Source organism: Caldisericum exile AZM16c01 (assembly GCF_000284335.1).
GTDB classification, from domain to species: Bacteria; Caldisericota; Caldisericia; order Caldisericales; family Caldisericaceae; genus Caldisericum; species Caldisericum exile.
In genome coordinates, this window is sequence record NC_017096.1 from 587,785 (window position 1) to 610,006 (window position 22,222).

At 35.3% G+C, this 22,222-nt stretch carries 22 protein-coding genes; 10 read left to right on the forward strand and 12 right to left on the reverse strand.

The features are described 5' to 3' along the window. Positions 1 to 10 precede the first annotated feature (10 nt). The gene (gene lexA, locus CSE_RS02885; protein ID WP_014453146.1) at positions 11 to 604 is read left to right on the forward strand and encodes a transcriptional repressor LexA; all 594 of its coding nucleotides are present in this window, start codon (positions 11 to 13) and stop codon (positions 602 to 604) included. Here lexA and CSE_RS02890 read toward each other — a convergent pair. The 7 genes from CSE_RS02890 to CSE_RS02920 are packed head-to-tail and all read right to left on the reverse strand — an operon-like array spanning position 597 to position 7,505. Then, the gene (locus CSE_RS02890; protein WP_041726040.1) at positions 597 to 1,391 is read right to left on the reverse strand and encodes a RecB family exonuclease; all 795 of its coding nucleotides are present in this window, start codon (positions 1,389 to 1,391) and stop codon (positions 597 to 599) included. The genes lexA and CSE_RS02890 overlap by 8 nt on opposite strands. Next, positions 1,357 to 3,315, reverse strand: a complete 1,959-nt coding sequence (locus CSE_RS02895) for an NB-ARC domain-containing protein (protein WP_014453148.1) — start codon at positions 3,313 to 3,315, stop codon at positions 1,357 to 1,359. The genes CSE_RS02890 and CSE_RS02895 overlap by 35 nt, the downstream gene beginning before the upstream one ends. Beyond that, positions 3,294 to 3,968 (reverse strand): hypothetical protein, encoded by a 675-nt coding sequence (locus tag CSE_RS02900; RefSeq protein WP_014453149.1) that lies wholly within the window; start codon positions 3,966 to 3,968, stop codon positions 3,294 to 3,296. Before CSE_RS02900 ends, CSE_RS02895 begins: the two co-directional genes overlap by 22 nt. Before the next feature lie 9 nt (positions 3,969 to 3,977). Beyond that, the gene (locus CSE_RS02905; RefSeq protein ID WP_014453150.1) at positions 3,978 to 4,490 is read right to left on the reverse strand and encodes a cysteine hydrolase family protein; all 513 of its coding nucleotides are present in this window, start codon (positions 4,488 to 4,490) and stop codon (positions 3,978 to 3,980) included. Next, positions 4,487 to 4,960 carry a thioredoxin-dependent thiol peroxidase gene (gene bcp, locus CSE_RS02910; protein WP_014453151.1) on the reverse strand — a complete coding sequence of 158 codons (474 nt, stop codon included), beginning with the start codon at positions 4,958 to 4,960 and terminating at the stop codon, positions 4,487 to 4,489. Before bcp ends, CSE_RS02905 begins: the two co-directional genes overlap by 4 nt. A 23-nt stretch (positions 4,961 to 4,983) precedes the next feature. Beyond that, the gene (locus CSE_RS02915) at positions 4,984 to 5,934 is read right to left on the reverse strand and encodes a P1 family peptidase (RefSeq protein WP_014453152.1); all 951 of its coding nucleotides are present in this window, start codon (positions 5,932 to 5,934) and stop codon (positions 4,984 to 4,986) included. Further along, a complete protein-coding gene (locus CSE_RS02920; RefSeq protein ID WP_014453153.1) occupies positions 5,934 to 7,505 on the reverse strand; it encodes an OPT/YSL family transporter in 1,572 nt (523 codons plus the stop codon). The genes CSE_RS02915 and CSE_RS02920 overlap by 1 nt, the downstream gene beginning before the upstream one ends. A 134-nt stretch (positions 7,506 to 7,639) precedes the next feature. Between CSE_RS02920 and CSE_RS02925 the strand changes: the two genes are divergently transcribed. The 8 genes from CSE_RS02925 to htpX are packed head-to-tail and all read left to right on the forward strand — an operon-like array spanning position 7,640 to position 16,046. Then, entirely contained in the window at positions 7,640 to 8,815 is a 1,176-nt protein-coding gene (locus CSE_RS02925; RefSeq protein ID WP_014453154.1) for a hypothetical protein, read from the forward strand. 13 nt (positions 8,816 to 8,828) lie between these two features. Then, a complete protein-coding gene (gene ligA, locus CSE_RS02930; RefSeq protein ID WP_014453155.1) occupies positions 8,829 to 10,865 on the forward strand; it encodes an NAD-dependent DNA ligase LigA in 2,037 nt (678 codons plus the stop codon). A 2-nt stretch (positions 10,866 to 10,867) separates the two neighbouring features. Then, complete coding sequence (gene gatC / locus CSE_RS02935) at positions 10,868 to 11,149, forward strand: Asp-tRNA(Asn)/Glu-tRNA(Gln) amidotransferase subunit GatC (protein WP_014453156.1); 282 nt, start codon at positions 10,868 to 10,870, stop codon at positions 11,147 to 11,149. Position 11,150: 1 nt separating this feature from the next. Then, complete coding sequence (gene gatA / locus CSE_RS02940; RefSeq protein ID WP_014453157.1) at positions 11,151 to 12,578, forward strand: Asp-tRNA(Asn)/Glu-tRNA(Gln) amidotransferase subunit GatA; 1,428 nt, start codon at positions 11,151 to 11,153, stop codon at positions 12,576 to 12,578. Further along, positions 12,571 to 14,022: an Asp-tRNA(Asn)/Glu-tRNA(Gln) amidotransferase subunit GatB gene (gatB, locus tag CSE_RS02945; protein ID WP_014453158.1), complete on the forward strand. Its 1,452-nt coding sequence runs from the start codon at positions 12,571 to 12,573 to the stop codon at positions 14,020 to 14,022. Before gatA ends, gatB begins: the two co-directional genes overlap by 8 nt. Then, positions 14,019 to 14,531 (forward strand): nitroreductase family protein, encoded by a 513-nt coding sequence (locus CSE_RS02950; protein WP_014453159.1) that lies wholly within the window; start codon positions 14,019 to 14,021, stop codon positions 14,529 to 14,531. Before gatB ends, CSE_RS02950 begins: the two co-directional genes overlap by 4 nt. 41 nt (positions 14,532 to 14,572) lie before the next feature. Further along, positions 14,573 to 15,121: a LemA family protein gene (locus CSE_RS02955; RefSeq protein WP_014453160.1), complete on the forward strand. Its 549-nt coding sequence runs from the start codon at positions 14,573 to 14,575 to the stop codon at positions 15,119 to 15,121. Positions 15,122 to 15,146: 25 nt separating this feature from the next. Then, positions 15,147 to 16,046 (forward strand): zinc metalloprotease HtpX, encoded by a 900-nt coding sequence (htpX, locus tag CSE_RS02960; protein WP_041726044.1) that lies wholly within the window; start codon positions 15,147 to 15,149, stop codon positions 16,044 to 16,046. 64 nt (positions 16,047 to 16,110) lie between these two features. Here htpX and surE read toward each other — a convergent pair whose 3' ends face one another. From surE to CSE_RS02980, 4 genes are read right to left on the reverse strand one after another with little or no spacing between them, the layout of a single operon-like run. Next, positions 16,111 to 16,890, reverse strand: a complete 780-nt coding sequence (surE, locus tag CSE_RS02965; RefSeq protein ID WP_014453162.1) for a 5'/3'-nucleotidase SurE — start codon at positions 16,888 to 16,890, stop codon at positions 16,111 to 16,113. Next, the gene (locus CSE_RS02970; protein WP_014453163.1) at positions 16,887 to 17,606 is read right to left on the reverse strand and encodes a glycosyltransferase; all 720 of its coding nucleotides are present in this window, start codon (positions 17,604 to 17,606) and stop codon (positions 16,887 to 16,889) included. Before CSE_RS02970 ends, surE begins: the two co-directional genes overlap by 4 nt. A gap of 39 nt (positions 17,607 to 17,645) precedes the next feature. Beyond that, complete coding sequence (locus CSE_RS02975; RefSeq protein WP_014453164.1) at positions 17,646 to 18,971, reverse strand: glutamine synthetase family protein; 1,326 nt, start codon at positions 18,969 to 18,971, stop codon at positions 17,646 to 17,648. A 52-nt stretch (positions 18,972 to 19,023) separates the two neighbouring features. Beyond that, entirely contained in the window at positions 19,024 to 19,905 is an 882-nt protein-coding gene (locus CSE_RS02980) for an asparagine synthetase A (RefSeq protein WP_014453165.1), read from the reverse strand. A 288-nt stretch (positions 19,906 to 20,193) separates the two neighbouring features. On the opposite strand from CSE_RS02980, the gene CSE_RS02985 reads away from it, so the two are divergent. After that, positions 20,194 to 21,198, forward strand: a complete 1,005-nt coding sequence (locus CSE_RS02985; RefSeq protein WP_014453166.1) for a DUF5666 domain-containing protein — start codon at positions 20,194 to 20,196, stop codon at positions 21,196 to 21,198. 6 nt (positions 21,199 to 21,204) lie between these two features. Here the strand turns inward: CSE_RS02985 and CSE_RS02990 are convergent, their stop codons facing one another. Next, positions 21,205 to 22,221, reverse strand: coding sequence for an AI-2E family transporter (locus CSE_RS02990; RefSeq protein ID WP_014453167.1), 1,017 nt, complete (start codon positions 22,219 to 22,221; stop codon positions 21,205 to 21,207). Between the last annotated feature and the right edge of the window lies 1 nt (position 22,222).

Consider the following 22,222-nt stretch of genomic DNA (forward strand, 5'->3'; position numbering starts at 1 on the left):
GAGGTGGAATATGGATAAAAAACTTACAAACAAACAGAAAAGGGTACTTGATGCCTTAATAGGACTTTATGGAGAAGGGATTACCCCAACCTATAGAGACCTTCAAGAAAAACTTGGTTTACGTTCTATTGCAACCGTCTATGATTATGTTAAAAGGCTCGAACGCCTTGGATACGTTAAAACCGAAGGAAAAGCTCGTTCGATTAAAGTTGTTGCACCTGTAATGAATAAGTTTCCTCTTGTAGGAGCAGTGCACGCAGGAGATCCCACTGTTGCTGTTGAAGATATTCAAGGATTTCTTCCGTTCCCTGTTGATCCAAGACTTCATCCACATGCGTTTGTTCTTAAGGTGAAAGGCGATAGTATGATTGATGCGCATATTGAAGAAGGAGACCTTGTAATTGTTGACCCTGACATGCCTGCTTCGATTGGTGATATCTGTGTTGCAGTTATCGGGGATGAAGCAACGGTTAAGAAAATTGAGAAAATGAAAGATGGTTTATACCTTGTACCTGCAAATCCCAAATATAAACCGATTTTTATAAATCGTGATGTAAAAATTATCGGAAAAGTTATTGGGTTGTATAGGGGGATCTCTAAGTAAATTTACAGAAGGAGTAGTTTCTCATACTACAAAACTTGCAAATTTCTCTGTTCTTAGTAGGGGGACGAATTTCTTCACTTTCAAATTCGTTTATAAACGAAGTTAGAAGTTCTTTTATAAATTCAATAGTAATCTTTATTTCTTCATGAGTATAAGTTTCTACCATGATTTTTCCATCCTGGAAGTAAATTACATGTGGCTCTGCCTCAATTCCAAGAATATTCCTTACTGCTTCATGATATAGAGAAATTTGAAATATATCCCTTTCGAAGTCATCTTTTCCAGTCTTATAATCAATTATTTTAACTTTATCACCAACCCTTAATAGAACATCGAATCTTCCTTTAATAGCTATGTCATCTGTTAATTTATACTTGAATGGTTTTTCAGAAAATATGAATGTATCTTTTGAAGAAACATCATTTTCTTCAACTAACGTGGATAATAGAACTGAAAAATCTTCAAGGTATTTCCATACCAAATCAAGTGCAGATTTTTTATCTTTATCAATTTCTTTTAAGAAAATTTCATAAAGTCTGTTCTTAATGATCGATTCAACCTCTATATTCTTTGTATCAAACTCGTTAAAAAGTCCTTGGTTTACAGTCTTAGCGAAATTGTTGAGAACTTTATGCAGAAGTGTCCCCGTGTATGACAGTTTTTCAAACTTGAAATTTACATTGTATCCTTTTAGTTTTAGTGCAAGCGCCTTTTTGCACTTCGAAAGCATTAGTACTTGAGAAACGGAAAATTCATAGAATCTTTTTTGTAATAAAAATCTCTCCATTTTGTTGCTCTTTTATTTGAATCGTTTTCATCATCCTAAGTTTTTCAACGATTTTTGGTATTAGGTATGAATATTTTTTATCAACGTATCCTGATAATCTTGCAACATTTATTTTATCTAAAGCAAAATCGCTTTTTATCTTTGAAACAATCTCCATAACGATTTTGTCAGTTTTTTCAAGGGATTTCTCCTTAAAAGATTCTATTCTTTTAGGACGGGTTAGGAATTTTTCAGTATCAAGCAAATCTCCTAAAAATTGGATTAACAATTCTTTTGCGAAGTTTGAAACCTCATTAATATCAAAATCTAAGTCCTTTGATTCTGTAAGGCTCAGCATTTTTTGAGCTGCCATTAGTTTTTTTCCTTCTTCAAAGTTGTAGTATTTTATCAAGATCCCATTTTGAGTTATCAATTCCATAGATTTTGTTTCCATTCGAAGAGGCATTTTTTCATCTCTTATGAAAATTGCTCTATTAAGTCCTTTCTTCTTCAAGGAACTTACGAGTTTTCTTACAGTTGAATAGTAGTTTTTGGAATTATTAATGCCAATTGAAATATTGTTTACTTGAATTACAAGTTTTTTCCCACTTGGATATAAGTTTACTCCGCCAAGTAGTGTTACAAGTAATTCACCAAGCGCTTCTTCAAATTCATCCTTGTTATAAATTAGAGATTTAAGGATATTTTCAAATTCGCTTTTAAGGTTCTTCTCTTCAGGTTTTTTTCCTTCGAGGATTTCGTCTGCAAGTTGAATTACTTTTCTTGGTGATTTAAGTTTGTGCTCTTTTATCTTCGACAAAATTTCATTTTTATCGAATGGGAAATAAGAATCGTCCATTGAGATACCAAGTTTTGAAAAGTAGTAGGTGTTTCTCTTCTTTATTATTTCAAGTCCTTCTTCTGCTTTCATTCCTTCAAGAGATGCAACATTTGAAAATCTGTCTTTAAGGTGCTCTCCCAAAAATGAGTTCCATTTTCTAAAGACTGCTGTTTGTGCACTCAAGAGTAGAAGCACGTTTTTTGTGTTTGATACAAGCCTGTATAGGTCTTCAAGAAAATTAATTATGCCTTTCTCATCGAGATGTTGGTCGAAGTGTTCAATTTGGTCGATTGAAAGGAGAATCGGAAATGGAGAAACTAAGAATATTGCTTGTATAATTTCGAAGGCAATATCCTCGTTTACGACAAATCCAGATGTGAGATTTAGTATTTGTGCATCTTTATCAGTTAGACTTCCTTCATTTACAAGGTCTCTTAGAATAGGGTATTTTTCTTCGTCAATAAGTGCTTCTATTATTGCCTTAAGATACTTTTTTCCAATCGTAAAATTACTTTCAACTTTTATGTATTTTAATACTTCTTCTGGAATAAATTTTCTAAGTCTATCCTGAACCCTTTTTGGAAACGATTTAAAATCTTCGTAAAAAACTGCAGGGAGGAGATTCTTTTTAGGTTTTCGGATTTCTCTTAAAAGAACTTGTATTTTTGGATCCTCTTGTGCTGTGTAATTTTGTAAGCCTATGCGGATTATCTTTCCTCTTATGTGATTTATTGGTTTTGCTTTAAGTTCCGAATGCTTCCTTTCGAAACTATCAAAGATGCTTTTTAGAAGTGATGAATATGTTGCACCAATTTTAACGACGAGAGGATTATATAAGGCGAAGAGAAAACGCTCAGTTTCGGCATGTCTATAAATCCTTGCAAGAAGATGAGATTTTCCAGAGCCTGGTTCTCCTTGTAAAACCAAAATGCTTGGTTTTTTAGAATCTTTGACTATCCTCAGTTCTTCTATAACTTTTTCAAATGCGGTCTTGTTAATGGTCTCGACATCAATTATTTCATTACCAAATGGATCTTTTATTACACTTTCTTTAAAGGGGTGTAAGTCCTTAAATTTTTCTATTAATACTCTCTTTTCATCCATGTTATAAAGTAAAGAATCCTTCCCTCAAACTTTATACCTCTGTTGCTATCACTAAAGTCCTTAGGATTATCAAGGGTTTGAAGGTAAATGATTTCTTTGTTGTCCAAGTCCAAGAGTATCTTATCGATTTCTTCATCAGAAATATCAAATTGCTTCTTGACTTCGTCCTTAAAAATTGGAATTGGCACAGAATCTCCGAAATTATGTATTGCGTTTAGATTATCGTAGATCATTCTTAGCGATTCGACATCAATATTGCCTACTTTTTTGTGACTTGGCTCCTTGAGATAAATAAACACATCGTTTATATAATCATATGCTCGGTCTATTTCGTTTTTTAACTGATATAGAAGCCCCCTAAGTTCATCGATTTCTTGCAGTTTTTTCTCAACTATTGTTTTGAATTCTATGAAATCTTTTAATTTGGCAAATTCCTCTTTTGTAGTGGATCCTTTAACGGGGAGTTCCTGCAATTTTTCTTTTGCAAAAAGCCTTTTACCTTTTTCAATTACTTTCCCCTCATCTACAAGTGATTGAACAATTGTATTGACTATTTCTTTTTCCTTTGTTTTTTTCTTGTATATTTCGCTTCTTGTAGTGCCTTTACTTCCGCTTTCTATAATAATCTTTAAAATTCCATCTTTGGTAAACACTTTCTCCTCCTAAATAATTTTTACCTTTAGCACATTTTCAAAATGCTTTTTCATATAAATTTCATCTTCTTCTGTTATTCCTTTTGTGCCTTTCCAAGGAATCAAAACCCTATAGCCTCTTAAAACTGCATCAGATGCCGTATAGTGCACGCAGATATTTGTAGCAACTCCAACAATGTAAAGTTCGTCAATATTCAGTTTTTTTAGTGTTTCTTCAAGTTCCGTTTTAAAAAATCCAGAATATGTTTTCTTTTTTATGATAATATCGCTTTCGTCTGGTTTAAGTTCATCGACCACTTCTGCTCCTTCTGTTCCTTCAACGCAGTGTGGTGGCCAAATTTCAAACTCTTTATCATACTTATCGTGAGAATCAGCAAGATATATTACTGGAAAATTCTCCTTTTTAAATTGTGTTTTTAATTGGTGAATATAAGGAATAATGTCTTTTGCTCCATTTATCCTTAATGTGCCCCAATCATATACAAAATCCTTAAGCATATCAACGATAATTAGCGCCTTCATTTTTCACCTCTCATTTTTTTAATTTCTTCAATTACTTCTTTTACATGGTTTGGAACTTTTACCTTTCTCATAGCCTTTCTTACAATGCCATTCTCATCGATTATGAAAGTTGAGCGTTCAATCCCCATGTACTTCTTTCCGTACATGCTCTTTTGTTTATAAACTCCATATTCTTCTGAAACCTTAAATCCTTCGTCTTCCAGAAGAATAAATGGCAAACTTTCTTTCTCTTTAAATTTTTTTATTATCTCCACCTTATCGCCACTTATACCAATTACTTCTGCACCTAATTTCTTAATCTCCTCATAGTGATCCCTAAAATCTTGTGCTTCCTTTGTGCATCCTGATGTGAGAGCCTTTGGATAAAAATAGAGTATTACAATTTTGCCTTTAAAATTGCTTAGCTTAATTAAGTTTCCTTCCGAATCCCTCAATTCAAAATCTGGGGCAGTTTTTCCCTCTTCAACCATTTTGACCTCCTTTATTAATATAATTATACTTTAAGATCGTTAAAAGCGATAATGTTCTTTAGAGACTTTGCATGTTTTATTGCGTTAATTATTGCTCTTTCTAAAACATTTTCAAAAAGAACTCCTAAAGTTAGCAAATCATCAAAATCAAATTCGTTTGTTGAAAGTGTAAATACCGTATCGCCATCAAAAATTGTATGTGATGGTCTTATCCTTCTTGCAATTGCATCATGTGAAATTATTGCAAGGCGTTTTAATTTTGCTTTTGTAAGTTTCACGTTTGTTGCTACAACGCCTATGGTTGTGTTTTTAAAAGGGACTTCATTTGTCTGAGTCTTTAAGATAAACTCTTCCGTATTTATAAATCCATTTTTACTATCATTCAGTGCTCCTGCAATGATTTTATTATCAAAGTCGTAGATATCTCCAAGCGCATTGACCACAACAAGTGCACCAACTACAATATCCCCAACTTTTATGCTATCAGTTCCTAATCCACCCTTCATCGCAAAATCCATACCTCTAATTTTCCCCACAGTTGCACCAACACCTGCACCAACATTTCCATTTGAGTTGAAGTTATCGGTTGAAGACTTTGCGGCAATATATCCTGCTTGAATATCTGGGTAAATAGGAGTGCCAACCGAAAGATCAAAGATAATTGCTCCACTTACAATTGGAACTTTCTTTACTCCTGTATCAAAACCGATATTTTTTTCTTCAAGATATCTTGAAACTCCACTTGCACCTTCAAGACCCATTGCGCTTCCACCACCGATATATATAGCATTAACATATTCAACCAAATTTTCTGGGTTTAAAAGGTCTGTTTCACGTGTGCCAGGGGCACCGCCCCGCACGTCAACGCTTGCAGATGCCCCTTTTTCTATGACTATTGCAGTTGCTCCTGTTAAGTTTTCAAAATCTTCGTAATTTCCAACGAGGATTCCTTTGACATCAGTGATACTTCCCATTAGAGCCTCCAGATAAACTTAATTATAGCGACAATTGTTCCTGCAAAGCCTTCTCCTCCCAAAAGTCCCGAGGAAATAAGAGTAAAGTTTTCGCTCTGTTTTGGGAAAAACTTATCGATTACAACTCTTAAGACACCACCAAGAAATGCAGTGAGAGAAATGATAAATGGAAGGTATACACCAATTCCAAGAATCATCGTTTGGATGTTGAAGAAGTAGAGAACGAAGCCTGCTATAAGTCCGAATATAAAACTTCTCGGATTTGACAGTCCTTGTATCATTTGAGATACTGCGTATGCCTGAGGTGCAACGAGGAACGTTCCAGGTCCCATTTTTCCATACGTTAAGTGTAAAATAAACAATCCTATTGTGCCAAATACTGCACCGACTATTGCACCAACAAGTTCTGAAATAATTTGTGCTCTTGGATTTGTGCCTATTATAGCACCTGCTTTGAAGTCTTGTAGATTATCCCCTGCTACTCCACTTGCAACGGCAACGATAGCAACCACGGCGAAAAGTGGAAGGTAGGAGAGTGTATCTCCTCCTATTGTAAGTTTTACAAATAAAAGAATTATAATCCCAAAAATTTCCATGGGCACAATACCTGTTGCTCCGTCAGTATATGCGGCCATTACCACTGAGACTGCTGCCCCAATTAGTGTTAACAAACTTGCAATAATTCCCAGTTTTAGAAATACGAATTCAATACCGAGAATAATCAGGAGCACCAACGAGATGATTTTGTAAGAGATGTTAAGTTTACTAAATGCATTTTTGAAAATAGTGGAAACTTTCGGTAGTATGTCTTTAACTAAAAGTGCAATACCACCGCCAATTATAAGACCGATTCCTAAATTGTTTTTAAATGTGATAGCCGCATTTACTCCACCTAAGGGCATGGAAAAGAAAACCGGGATAACAATATTTCCAATAATGCTTCCTATAAACCAAATGCCCATGTAGATAATTCCGATTATGTATCCAATTCCAAAGGCCATTGGAGACATGAACAACCCAATTCCGTAATTAGCAAGACCTTTTATCATAATTGCCTGCGGGATTTTCGAAAAACCATCTCTGAGGAAGGTAAAAATTGCTGAAATTCCAAGCGAGGTAAAGACAATTTTTGACTTTCTTCCACCCTCGTCGCCTGCAACAAGCGTTTGTGCTGTTGCGACTCCCACAGGATATGGAAGATTCGATTTTTCAATAAAAAATTCTCTAATGAGTGCAACCATAAAGACTCCGATTACCGCACCTATTAGAGATACAAGAAATACATAATGGAAACTTACTTTTGCCTGTTCACTAATTATCCAGATACCTGGAATCGTGAAAGCAATACCTCCTGCGACCATTGCACCTGCTGACATTCCCGTGTGTGCAACATTTATCTCCTTTAAGTTCGTGTTTTTAAAGGCCTTTAAAATGGCCATTGAGGAGATAGCAACAAAAATCGTAGGCCAGGGTAATGCACCAATTCGGAGTGCAATGTAGATAGAACTCATAGAAATTACGGCACTACCCAATGCTGCCAAAACAATAGTTCTGACTTTTAGTTCTTGCATTAAAACTTCCTCCGCTATTATTTTTTTTCACGCAAACCCGCCATATTATAACAAAAAAACGTTTAAATTCCTTACGCTATCAAGCAATTAAGTCCACATCTTGACTAAAAAGGAAATTCACATACAATTGAAACATGAAGAACAAAAACAAAAAGCAAGTTAAGAAGATTTCTAAATTTCAGTTGTTCATTATCTTTTCTGTTATTTTAATCCTTGTCTTCGCAGGTTTAATAATCTACAGGCTCTTTTTTATTAAACAAATTGTGTTTAGTGAGAAAACTATAAAAACTCTTCAAGAACCACCTACAACTGCTGTCTCTTATCAAAATGGAGTACTCATAGGTAATTCCCAAGGTTATGTTGCTCTTTTTGATGCCGAAGGCAATACAAAGTTCTCAAAAAAGATTGACGATAAAATTTTTGGGCTTGTAGTAAATCCAAAAGATGGTTCAATATGTGTTGCAGGCGTTAAGTTTCATTTGTTAGATAGAAACTTTAAAGAACTCTATAGTCTTGGTTTTGATAATTTTATTCCAAGAGATCCTTATGTGGCATTTTTGAATAATGGAAATACAAAACTTCTTTTCCAGTCTCTTAAAGATCTTTCTTATTTGATTGTAACCGTTGATTCGAACGGTAGGATTCTCACGAAAGATACAGTGCCGGATATGGGGCAAAACTCACAAATATCAATTGATGCATCTGGTAATGCAATATTCGTTTTAGAAAGTGGAGATATTTATCTTCTTGATGGCTCGAGAATTGCGGCAAAAACATCAATTACAGAAAAACAAACAAGTTCCATAAGCAACGTTTTTGGTTATTTCGCAGGTGGAAATATTGTTGTTGGGTATAAAACATTAATAACAACAGATCAAAGCCAAAATAGTAGAAATATTAATGTAACGCTTCCTGTGTATTTTTATAATAATTCACTTTCAATGCTTACAAAAACGAGTTTTGATTCAAGTATCAATAATGTTTTTGTTGGTAATAATAGGGTGGTGTTTTCAGCGGCATCTGGCTTTTACTTTTACGATACAAGAGGAAACCTTTTAAATAGCGTTCCAAAAGTTGACTTTACTCCTTTTGAGTATCTTGAAGGATCCCAGGTTCGTGCATACGTTTATAAAAATATCAATCAACAAGGGACAGTTTTTTATCAAGTAATTGTTAAGGATTCAAGTGATCGGGAAATAGGTCGTTTCATAAAAGCCTTTTCAATAGACAATCCCGTCTTTTTAGTTTCTTCGAATTCACAAAATGTTTATATAATTGAGGGGGTGGATATAAAGCTTCTTACAAGATAAGGAGGTGGGTAGAATGAAAATTGACGTTTCTCATCTAACACGAGAGCAAGCAGAAAAAAGGCTTAAAGAATTAAGGGATATAATAAACTATCATAATTATCGTTATTATGTGCTTGATTCTCCAGAAATTACCGATGCAGAATATGACAGACTATTTCAAGAATTGCTTGCAATAGAAGAGCGATTTCCAGATTTGATTACACCTGATTCACCGTCACAGAAAGTTGGAGCGCCACCTCTTGACGAGTTTCCCGAAGTTATACATAGTGTTCCAATGCTTTCGCTTGGTAACGCATTCAATGATGAAGATTTAATGGAGTTTGACAGAAGAGTAAAAAGAGAGTCTGGATTGTCCAAAATTGAGTACGAGACGGAGCTAAAGATGGATGGTCTTGCAATATCAATAAGATATGAAAATGGAATCTTAGTTAGGGGTGCAACTCGAGGTGATGGGGTAAGAGGTGAGGATGTTACCCCTAATGTTAAAACGGTAAGGGGCGTTCCTCTAAGGCTTTTAATAGATAATCCCCCACCTGTAATTGAAGTGCGTGGGGAAGTAATAATGTATAAAGAAGACTTTGAAAAACTTAATAATGAAAGGATTCAAAAAGGCGAACCTCCTTTTGCAAATCCAAGAAATGCTGCTGCAGGTTCAATTAGACAACTTGATTCAAGGATAACAGCAGAGAGAAAACTCCATATGATTGCCTATGGTGTAGGGGAAGTTGTTGGTGTCGAATTTAAAACTCAGTTTGAACTATTACAATACCTCAATAAAATCGGTTTTAGAATTAGTCCAGAAGTAAAGGTACATAGAGATATTGAAAGCGTGATTGTAGAAGTTAAGAGGCTCACAGCAATTAGAGATTCATTTCCCTTTGGCGCTGATGGTATTGTTGTGAAAGTAAATGATATTGAATTGCAGAAGAGATTAGGAGCAACATCTCACGAGCCACGTTGGGCAATTGCATATAAGTTTCCTGCAGAAGAGGCTGAAACTATTGTTAAAGATATTATTTTTAGCGTTGGAAGAACTGGTGCAGTAACCCCCGTTGCGATATTTGAACCCGTGGAGATTGATGGATCTATTGTTTCAAGAGCCTCTCTCCATAATGAAGATATTGCAAAAGCGCTTGATATCCGTGTTGGCGATCATGTAATTGTTCACAAGGCAGGGTCTGTGATCCCTGAGGTTGTAAGAGTTGTGAAAGAAAAAAGAAAAGGAGATGAAATTACATTCAAAATGCCTGATAGATGTCCTGTATGCGGTGGTCCTCTTATAAGGGAAGAGGGTTTTGCAGTAACTCGTTGTCCTAATGTCCGATGTCCTGCGCAGGTTAAAGAGCGTATAATTCACTTCGTTTCAAGAGATGCAATGGATATAGAATCAATTGGTGAGAAACTTGTAGATCAAATGGTTGATAGAGGCCTTGTTACAGATTATGGCGATCTATACTACATACCAAAAGAAAAACTTCTTACTCTTGAAAGAATGGGACCGGTGCTTGCAGAAAAGATCTTACGAAACATTGAGGAAAGTAAATCGAGACCATTGGCAAATCTCATATATGCACTTGGTATTTTTAATGTTGGGAAGAGAACCGCAGAACTCCTTGCAGAACATTTTAAATCACTTGAAAATCTTATGAATGCAAAAATTGAAGATATTTTACAAATTGAGGGAATTGGTCCTGTAACAGCGAAGTCGATTGTAGAATTTTTTGAATCTTCAGGAAATAGAATGGTCATTGATAAACTCATCAAGGCAGGCGTTAACACAAAAGAGGTACCAAAAGAAAAGGAGAATGTTGGTCCGTTAAAAGGTCTCACATTCGTTTTTACTGGTGCACTTAAAGAGTTCACGAGAAGTGAAGCAGGTAAAATTGTTGAAAGCCTTGGTGGAAGCGTTTCTGATACTATAAGTAAGAAAGTTGATTACCTTGTCGTAGGAGAGGATCCAGGTTCAAAACTGGAAAAGGCTCAAAAACTTGGCATAAAGATAATCAATGAGGATGAATTTAAAAAAATGATCGGATACGGAGGAAAGTGATTATGAAAATTGATCTTGAAAGGATTGAAAAACTTTCAGCCCTAAAACTTGATGAAAGTGAAAAAGAAGCGATACTCAAAGACCTTGAAGAAATAATTGGTTACTTTGAAAACTTGAAAGAAGTAGATACTGAAGGCGTTGAACCGATGGTATATGGCGAAAAGATAGAATTATTTTTGAGAGATGACATTGTAAAAGATGGATTACATTTAAAAGATCTTGAACAGTTAAGGGAACTCTTTGGCGATGGTTTTTTCAGAGTAAAGAGAATTATAGGAGAGTAGAATGGAGATAACAGAATTAAAGGTTTCTCAAATTGTTTCTAAGATCAAGTCAAAAGAATTGAAGGCAAAAGAAGTAGTCCAAGTATTTCTAAGTAATATCGATAAACTTGATGGTGATATTAAGGCTTTCTTAAACGTATTCTATGATTATGCGCTGAAAAAGGCCGAAAAGATCGATGAAAATCCTCAAAAAGAAGGCTTACTTTTAGGAGTTCCTGTTGCTATAAAAGACAACATTTCTATTAAAGGCTTTGAACTTACAGCAGGTTCTAAAATTCTAAAAGGATACATTGCCCCTTTTAGTGCAACCGTTATTGAAAAGATAGAAAAAGAAGGTGCAATAATAATTGGTAAAACAAACCTTGACGAGTTTGCAATGGGATCATCAACCGAAAACTCTGCCTTCTTTAAAACCAGGAATCCTGTTAATTTAGAGTATGTCCCTGGTGGTTCATCGGGAGGATCTGCTGCGGCAGTTAAAGCAAACGAGGTTCCCGTTGCGCTTGGATCAGATACGGGTGGTTCAGTTAGGCAACCTGCATCGTTCTGTGGTGTTGTTGGGCTTAAACCAACCTATGGAAGAGTTTCAAGGTATGGGCTTGTTGCATTTGGCTCATCTCTTGACGTAATTGGGCCAATTGGAAAAAGTGTTGAGGATGTTGCAACAACCTTGTCGGTTATTTCAGGATTCGATATTCATGATTCTACGACAGCACAGGTGCCTGTTTTAAATTTCGAAAAATATCTTACAGGAGATATAAAAGGGAAAAAGATAGGTGTAATAAAAGAAATACAAGATTTTAAAGTTCAACCTGAAGTAGAAAAGGCTTTTAAGGAATCTTTAGAGGTATTTAACAAAAACGGTGCAGAAATTGTCGAAATTTCAATACCACACATTAAGTATGCACTTTCTGTTTACTATCTTGTTGCACCATCAGAAGCATCTGCAAACCTTGCTCGTTATGACGGTGTGCGATATGGTTTTGAAGGCATTGGTGATAATCTCAGAGACATTTACGAAGATACACGTACAAGAGGTTTTGGGCGTGAAGTGAAAAGGAGAATACTTATAGGTACGTTTGCTCTTTCTGAGGGTTATTATGACCAGTATTACTTAAAAGCATCAAAAGTAAGGCGGATAATTTTTGAAGAATTTAAGAAGGCATTTGAGATTTGTGATGCAATTCTTACGCCAACTTCTCCTACTACTGCATTCAAGTTTGGAGAAAAAGCAACACCACTTGAAATGTATCTAAGTGATGTGTTTACAATTCCTGTAAATCTTTCTTATCTTCCTGCAATATCTGTTCCATTTGGCACGGATGAAAAGGGACTTCCAATAGGAATCCAAATTATTGGAAAGTGGTTCAAAGAGGAAGAACTTCTTAATACTGCTTATGTTCTACAAGAGGAGGCAGAGCATGTATAAGCCAACAATAGGTCTTGAAATCCACATTCAACTTGCAACGAAATCCAAGATGTTTTGTAGTTGTTCAACCGAATTTGGAGATCCGCCTAATACCCATGTGTGTCCTGTATGCCTTGGACTTCCAGGAGCGCTTCCAGTTATTAATAAAGAAGCCGTTAAATATGGTATAAAACTTGCTCATGCTCTAAATATGGAGATAAATCTTACCTCAACGTTTTATAGAAAAAATTACTTCTATCCTGATTTGCCGAAAGGATACCAAATAACGCAGTATTCACTTCCTCTTGGATTTAATGGCTTTCTTGAAATTCCAATGGAAGGAAAAATTAAAACAATAAGAATTGAAAGAGGTCACATTGAGGAGGATTCCGGAAAATCAATCCACATAGGCGATATAACAGAATCTGAGTATTCTTTTATTGATTTTAATAGATCAGGTGTCCCACTTATGGAAATCGTCACCTATCCTGATTTTGAATCAGGAGACGAAGCATACGAATTCTTAACACTTTTGAGAAGTATAGTAAGGTATCTTGGCGTTTCCTCGGGGGATATGGAAAAAGGTGCTCTCAGATGTGATGTAAATGTATCTGTATCAAAAAATGAGAACAAAGGGACGAAAGTTGAGATTAAAAACCTAAATTCTTTCAGAAGCGTTAAACGTGCAATTGATTATGAAGTTGAACGTCAAATAAATGCAATTGAACGTGGAGAACGCATAATAAGAGAAACCCGTCATTTTGATGAAAAAGAGGGCACAACAAAACCCATGAGAGTGAAGGAAGAATTGAACGATTATAGATACTTTCCTGAGCCTGATCTTCCGCCGCTTGTATTAGACGAAGAGTTTGTTTCGGAAATAAAAAGGGAGATCCCAGAGTTGCCTCATAAAAAGGCAATTAGGTATATTGAAACTCTGGGTATTCAGGAAGATTACGCAAGAACAATTGCATACAATAAAAAATATGCAGATTATTTCGAAAATATCGTAGATAATGTAGGCCATCCGATAGAGGTTGCAAACTTTTTCCTCGTTAATATCCTTGGTCTTCTAAACAAGAGGGGTAAAGATATTGATAGTCTTACATTTGGAACAAACGAATTTAAGGAACTTTTCCATTATCTTGATTCCGGTCTCATATCTACAAACATAGCAAAAGGTGTTATTGAAGAAAGCATTGAGAAAGGTTTATCTGTTAAGGAAATTGTTGAAAGCAAAGGATTAATTCAAATTACAGATGAGAACCAGATACGGAATGTCGTTATAGAAGTTTTGAAGAAAAATCCAACACCAGTTTCACAGTATCTTTCGGGGAAAAAACAAGTTTTTGGATTTTTGGTGGGACAAACAATGAAAGAACTTAAAGGTAAAGGTAAACCAGAACTTGTTAATAAGATTTTGAATGAAGAACTATCAAAATTGGGGCAAGGTGATCAATTATGATTCTGGAAGCAATCTTAAAGAGAAGATCCGTAAGAAGTTATCAGAACAAGGATGTTGAAGAAGAAAAATTGAAAGAAGTACTTGAAGCAGGACGCCTTGCACCATCTGCGTGCAATATCCAGCCCTGGAAATTTATTGTAGTAAGAGACCCTGAAACTCGAAAGAAAATGGCCTCTCACTGTGCAAATCAAAAGTTTGTAAGCGAAGCACCAGTTCTTATTGTGGGATGTATTACCGAAAGAGGCTATCTTATGGGTGGTTGGTATGATTCAAATATACTTGACTTGGGTATTGCGCTTGACCACATGACTTTACAAGCGGTGCATTTGGGTTTGGGTACCTGTTGGATTGGCGCATTTAACGAAAGCGAAGTTAAAAAACTTCTTAATATTCCCCATAATGTTAGGGTTGGTGCAATTTTAACATTGGGTTATCCTAAGAACGGCAATGTTTTTGAGAAGGATAGAAAGCCTTTCGAAGAGGTTATTTCTTTTGAGAAATTTTCATAATAATTTCACAATTTATGTTATAATAGTTTAGGAGGTGCAAAATGGTATTGATAGTGATTTTAGCAATTGTAGTTTTGCTTGTGTTGTGGTTTGTTGCAACTTACAATGGTTTCATAAATCTTAAAAATCGTGTCGAGAATGCATGGGCTCAAATTGATGTTCAACTTAAAAGAAGATACGATCTAATTCCAAATCTCGTTGAAACTGTTAAAGGCTATGCAGCGCATGAAAAGGAAATTTTCGAGAAACTTGGTGAATTGAGAGCGAAAGCAATGGGTGCAACATCTGTTAAGGACATTGGAGATGCAAATAACCAGATTAGTGCTACTTTAAAAACTCTTTTTGCGGTTGCTGAAAACTATCCTCAATTAAAGGCAAATGAAAACTTCCTTAAACTTCAAGAAGAACTAACCAACACGGAGAATAAAATTGCATTTGCAAGACAGTTTTATAATGATATTGTAATGCAGTTCAATGCAAAGCAGCAACGAATCCCTGATATGTTTGTTGCAAGAATTATGAACTTAACCCCTAAAGAATATTACCCAATAGAGGAGGAAGCAAGAGGGTCAGTTAAGGTCCAATTTTAGAATGTAAGTTTGGAAGGTAATGCGTATGGAAAGAAAAACTCTTTATGATCTTCAATCTGAAAATGTTAGAAAGACATATTTGTTTATGATGATTTTTTCGCTAATCTTATTTGCAATTGGTTATTTCTTTGTGTGGTATTTTAACGGAGGAAGTGTTGGGATAGTTATACTTGTCGCCTTTATTTTCCTCTACAATTGGATCGCCTATGAAAATTCTGATAAAATTGCACTTGCTTCGGTTAACGCACGACCTGCCGATCCTAACGAGTATTATGTTCTACACAATGTGGTTGAAGAAGTTGCCCTTGCTGCAGGTATTGCTAAACCAAAAGTTTACGTAATGGAAGAACCTCAACCAAATGCATTCGCAACAGGAAAAGACCAAAATCATGCAGCAATATGCGTAACAACGGGGCTTCTTTCAATGGTTAACCGAGAAGAATTACAAGGAGTTATTGCGCATGAGATGGCGCACATTAGAAATAGAGATATTCTTCTAATGACTGTTATTGGAGTCGTTGTAGGACTTGTCCTAATCTTAAGGGACGTGCTATTCAGAAGTATGTGGTGGGGTATTGGTGGAAGAAAACGCGATAGAGATAATAGTGGTTCTGCTATTATTCTAATTGTTGGACTTGTATTATCAATCCTTGCACCAATTATAGTTGCTCTTATTAGGGCAGCCATTTCGAGGCAAAGAGAATTTCTTGCGGATGCAACGGGGGCGTATATTATTAGGGATCCTGAAGCTCTTGCAAGTGCCCTTGAAAAAATTGGCTCATATGGGAGACCTATGAAAGTTGCAAGTGATGCAACTGCACATATGTTCATTTCAAATCCTTTTGGAAATGTTGAAAAGCTTCTTGCAACACACCCGCCAATCGAAGAGCGAATAAGAAGATTGAGAGCATTAGTGATACAGTAATCATAACTTGTTTCTTTATAAATTTAAATGGGGCTTTTTGAAGCCCCATTCTTGTTTTGGTTTTTTAAAACATCAATTTAGGTAGTATCTTTTTTAGTTTTCCGATGAGTGCATAGTTTGTTAAATCAATATTTATAGGAGTTATTGAAACATATTTATTTGCTACAGCAAAAGAATCAGTATCTTCTTCAAGTTCATGAGGTGGTCTGTCGCCTCCAATCCAGTAGAATGTTTTTCCTTGGGGATTTACATATTTTTCAAGGTAGTTTTCGTACTGAGTTTTTCCTTGACGTGTAATTCTATATCCGTTTAGTTCATCAAGAGGCACATTTGGGACGTTTACATTGAGAATAGAACGTTCTTCTACGATACCTTCAAACAACTCTGGTGTTTGAAGAATTTTTGTTGCAACTACCGCTGCTGTTTCGAAATATCCTTCATCACTATGCACATCCAATGAAATTGCCATTGATTTAAAACCGTTTGCAAGCCCTTCAAGTGCTCCTGCAACTGTGCCAGAATAAAGGATGTCGCCTCCGAGGTTTGCACCATGATTTATTCCCGAAACAACGAAATCTGGAGGATCATCTTTCATTAAGTCTTTCACACCCACAAGGACACAATCTGTTGGAGTTCCATCTACCACTGCAATACCTGTAAACCCTTCTTCTATTTCCACTTCTTTAATAAGCAAAACGTCGTTAATTGTTAATGAATGTCCTGCTGCACTTTTTTGCCTGTCCGGTGCGACAACTACAACTTCCCCCAAAGTTCTTAGATGATTTGCAAGCACTCTAATCCCCTTTGCATAAATTCCATCATCATTTACAAGGAGTATTCTCATCTTATCACCTCGTAGTTTATTCTCCTTTTATATTTTTCTGGCAACATCCCCCAATATATGAATAGCACAAGTTGTTTTGTATATCCAACACTATCGAAACGCCTTGTTGAAGTATAAACCTTGTTTGTCCACATGAAAAAGAACTTTCCAAATTTCTCTGCACTTTTCATCATTTTCCAGTCTTCGGTGTATTGAAGATTTTCATCATACCAAACTTTGTAAAATACATCTTTTTTCACTATTTGGATGCTAAGAGATGCATGAAGTAATATATGAGCAATGTCGTAAAACTTAAACCATAGTTTTGCATATAATGAATCTTTTTGCGGAAGCAAAGATGTTGTTCCAACAACATAATTTTTAGAGGCGTTTTTAATAAGAAAATCATTTAAATCGTTTAGAAAACCTTTTTTAAGGTGTGTATCTGCATCTAAAAATATAATCCAATCAGTGTCGTTTCTTATCTGCTTTGCACCAAAGTTTCTTGCAACGGCTACTCCCTTTTGATTGATTGAAAACACTTTAAAATTTTTGCACTCATATTTTTTTGCAACCTCGTAAGTTCTGTCGTTTGAGCCATTTTCAACGACAATCACTTCGTAAGTATCTGTCGGATAGTCAATATCTTGAAGATGCTTTAGCGTCTCTTCAATGTAGTTCTCTTCATTATGCGCAGGAATTACAATAGAGAATTTATGCAATTTTTTATCATCCATACATTCTATTATACAGCAAATTTATTAATTTTGAGCTCGTTAGTACTGAGGCAGGATATTTTTAATTTCCCAATCTGTAACGCTTGTCCTATATTCGTCCCATTCTCTTTCTTTTGCTTCGATATATTTTTCTGTTATTATTTTTCCTAATGCATCTTTAATTACTTCATCTTTTTTTAGTGCTTCAATTGCCTCTTTTAATGTAGATGGAAGCGTCTTAAATTTTCCTGGGTATCTTAAATTTTCTTCAAATATATTTATGTCGTTTGCAGCATCTCCTGGTTCTATTTTATTTTCAATTCCGTCAAGACCCGCTTTGAAAACTACCGCAAAAAGTAAATATGGATTTGAGGTGGGATCAGGGCTTCTAAACTCAATACGTTTAGTCTTTTCATCTGCTTGAGGCACCCTAATAAGAGCACTTCTATTTTTTACTGCCCACGATACGTAAACTGGTGCTTCGAAACCAGGAACAATTCTTTTATATGAGTTAACCGTGGGATTTGCAATGGCTGTAATTGCATCAATGTGCTTAAAGATGCCTCCTATGAAATACCTTGCAATGTCAGAAAGTCCAAACTCTTTAGAAGTATCAAAGAAAAGATTTTTTCCGTTTTTATCTATGATGGATATATTTGTGTGTGCTCCAGAGCCGTTTACTCCATAAATCGGTTTTGGCATGAAGGTTGCATAAAGTCCGTTCATCAGTGCAATTGTTTTTGCAGCAATTTTAAAGGTTATAATTCTATCTGCAGTTGAAATTGGATCTGCATATTTAAAATCAATTTCATGTTGAGAGGGTGATACTTCATGGTGAGATGCCTCTATTTCAAAGCCCATTTCTTCAAGATTTTTTGCAATTAAGGCTCTCGTTTTTTCGCCAATGTCCTCTGGAAGCATTTCAAAATAACTTCCCATACTTACAAGTTCTGTTGAGGGTGAGCCATCTTTAAGTTTGAAAAGGAAAAATTCCTCTTCAACTCCGTTTTGCATGAAATATCCCTTTTCTTCGCCTTCTTTTAGGACTTTTTTAAGTCTAAAACGCGGGTCTCCATCAAAAGGGGTATCCTCATCAAGATAAACATCGCAAACGATTTTTGCGATTTTTATATCATTACGCATCGTCCATGGTAGAATTGAAAATGTTTCAGGATTGAGTTTAAGAAGCATATCCGATTCTTCTATTCGTGCAAAGCCTTCTATTGATGAGCCATCAAAAGCAACACCATCTTCTATTGCCTTAGGAAGCATCTTTGATGAGATTTCAACAAGTTTTGGGAATCCAAGCATGTCTGTAAATTGAAGCCAAATTAGGTCGATTTTCTTTTCGTGAACTTCTCTGTAAATCTCTTTTATATTCGTCATATGCGCCTCCATAAATTAATAAGTATTATATACAAGCTGTAAATTCTTCAAACTATAGTGCGATTTCTCCTGGAAGTTTTGCGAAAAGCCGTGCATCCTTTACGCTTTCAAGATTAAGCACAAATCTTAAAAATCTTTCTATCCCAATGCCACAACCTGCAGACCTTGGAATTCCTTTTTTTACTTCTTCAAGGTACCATTCCCAATCTTGCAAATTCATGTTTTTAAACTGCATCCTTTTTACAATCCTATCAAATTCGTATTCTCTTTCTCCGCCAGACATTCCTTCACCAAATCCATATGGATAGATTAAATCCATATCCACAAGCGTTTTTCCGTCATCGCTTAACCTATCGTAAAATTCTCTATCCTCAATAGGGATATCAATAAGGAAGAACGGGTCAGTTTTTTCTTTTGAAAGTTGTGCTTCAAAGGTATTTCCATATTTTTCTTTTGCCTCAAGAAATTTTACTCTCTCGAAAGGCTTCTTTGGAACGTGAAAGTTTGGATTTTGTTTCTTTATGAAATCTCCAAATTTTTCTTCCAATTTTTGCATTGTGTAGATTATGAGGTCTTCAACTAAATCAAGAATATCTTCTCTAGTTGCATCCTTTACCTCAAGGTCAAGTTGAACAAACTCAATAAGATGCCTTCCTGAGTTTTTCTTATCCTCAGTTTCAAGGCGAACATTTGGCGAAAAGATAAAAATTTTTGGATACTCACGTAGGGCAAGTTGCTTGTGGAATATCATAGACTTTGTAAGGGAATAATAACCACCGTTGTAAGGGATTTTTGCATCGTAGACTGAATGATTCAAAGGGTCTGTTAAAGGAGAGATAATTACAGGTAAGATCTCGACAAACCCTCTACTTCTTAAAAACTCTCCCATTCTAAAGATTGCCTCACTTTGTACTTCTAAAACTTCTTTTTTCAACGCTTACCTCCTTAAAATTTATTTTTAAATTAAAAAAGGCCGGCTTTTTTGCCGGCCTCTGGGTAAAGATTAGCAATAGCTACCCAAACCGACCGGCGCCGGGCGAGTTATTAATGTTATTATTATTGATTGCTACTGCTAATCTAACCCTTTCCATATTTTGCACGTATTATATTACAGTTTTTATCTTTGTCAATAGGATTTTCGATTGTTAAGAAAAATTAATGTAATTTTATTTTTGTAACATTTTCGACAGGCAGAGTATATTATATGGTGGAGGTGATGGGAATGAGAAAGTTGATTATTTTTGTATTAGTAATGCTATTGCTTGCTACACTTGCACCACTAATGGCAGAAGCAAAGGTTACTTTACCAAAAATTGACGTAATTAAAGGCAATATTACCGCAATTTCAACGAACACAATTACTATTGATAAAAAGGTTATTACTATTCGAGATGATACTGTTTTAAGATTGAATGGAAAGCAGATTACTATGAACGACATTAAGGTAGGCATGTATGCGATTGCAATGTGCGAGACAATTGACAAGAACCTTGTTGCAAGACTTGTCCTTCTGTTTAGCGGAGAGACTCCCTCCAAGACTTTTACACTTTCTGGAATCGTAACTTCAATCACACAGAATGCAATTGTGGTAAGTGGAAAGACGATTTTGGTAAATAACGTTACAAAAATAAGACTCAGAGGAAAATTGGTGAGTTTTTCTGAACTTAAAGTTTACGACACCGTTATTGTGCACGGTACATTTTCGCAGGATGTGTATGTTGCAAAAGAGATTCTGATAATAAGGCAAAAAGAGTTCGAAATACGCACTTACATAACAGAAATTGGTTCAAACTTTGTCAAAGTTAAAGATTTTGATTATCAAATCTTCATAGATGAAAAGACCTCGATAAAGAAAATCGGAAAAGGGACAATTGCTTTAGGAGATTTAAAAGTAGGTGATCCAGTTCAGATTCATATAAGACTTGATTCAACAACGGGTAATTATATTGCAACTTCCATAGTTGTGCTTTCCTTTAAGCCAAATACAGCAGTTGCAATTGCTGGAACTGTTTCATTCATCGACCTTGAAACAAAAACAATAAAACTGACAGAAGTTCCACTTCTTACATTTAAATTTTCTGAAGACTATAAAGGGAAAGTAAAGATAGAAGATCTCAATATTGGCGATAAAATCCTTATTCTTGGAAAATATACCGACGTAAGCACTGTTGAAATTTCAAACATCATAAGGTTTAAGATAAAATTCCCCACACCTAAAAAGCCATAGTTCAGGTTAACTAAAAATTAATCGTATATTTCTTAAGATAAGAAAAGTGGGGGTTGCAATGAGTACGCCAAGTGGTCCAAAAATTGCACCCCCTATTGTAATCATAAGAATGATTATTATTGGAGGCACATTAAGCTTATCGCCAACCAAGTGAGGAAGAATTCCATTACTTAAAACCCCCTCTATTATAGAAAAAACAATTATAAAGCCAAGGAAGGTTTTAAATCCTTGAGTAAGTGATAATAGTGCCCCAGTTAAGAAAACAATTGTTGGACCTACATAAGGTAGCATTTCTAAGAATGCATCAATTACACCTATAAAAACAGAAAATTTTACGCCCACTATAAAACTACCAAGTCCCATAAAAAATCCAACAATAATAGAGATAACAACAAGTGTCGAAAAGTATGCTCTCATTTCTTCATTTGTTCTATCAAGGAAGTGTTTAAATTTTATTCTTACCTTAGGGTCAAATCTTCTGAGAGTAATTCTATAGAGTGCTTTTGAGTCTTTCATAAAGAAATAGGCAAGCAAAAATGATATTACAAGGGAACCTATATTTGATAACGTTGATCCAGCAGTTTTTGCAAAGTTAGTAATAAAATTTTGTATAACATTTTGGAGTGTAGAAGTCGCATTGTTGATTATATTTTTTACGAGCCCGCTTTCAACCTGTGCGTTAAGAGCCCTACTGATACTTTCAAAAAATGAAGAAATATTTTCTTGCAAGTTTGGAATTTTATGTGCTAATTCTACCAGTTCTTTAACTATAAGTGGCACAAGAAAATAGCCAAGAAGCATTATCAAAAAGAAGAAAAGTATAAGTGTTAGAAATGATGCAAGAGACCTTGGCAGTTTAAACCTCTCGAGGGTGTTAGTGATAGGTAAAAGCACGTATGCAATCACCGCCCCAAAAATAATCGAAGGGATTACATCTTTAATAAGGTATAAAAGATATAGAAGCACTACAGCGATAACGAGAACAAAACTTGTAAAAAGTGCATTCTTAATTTCTTTGTTCATT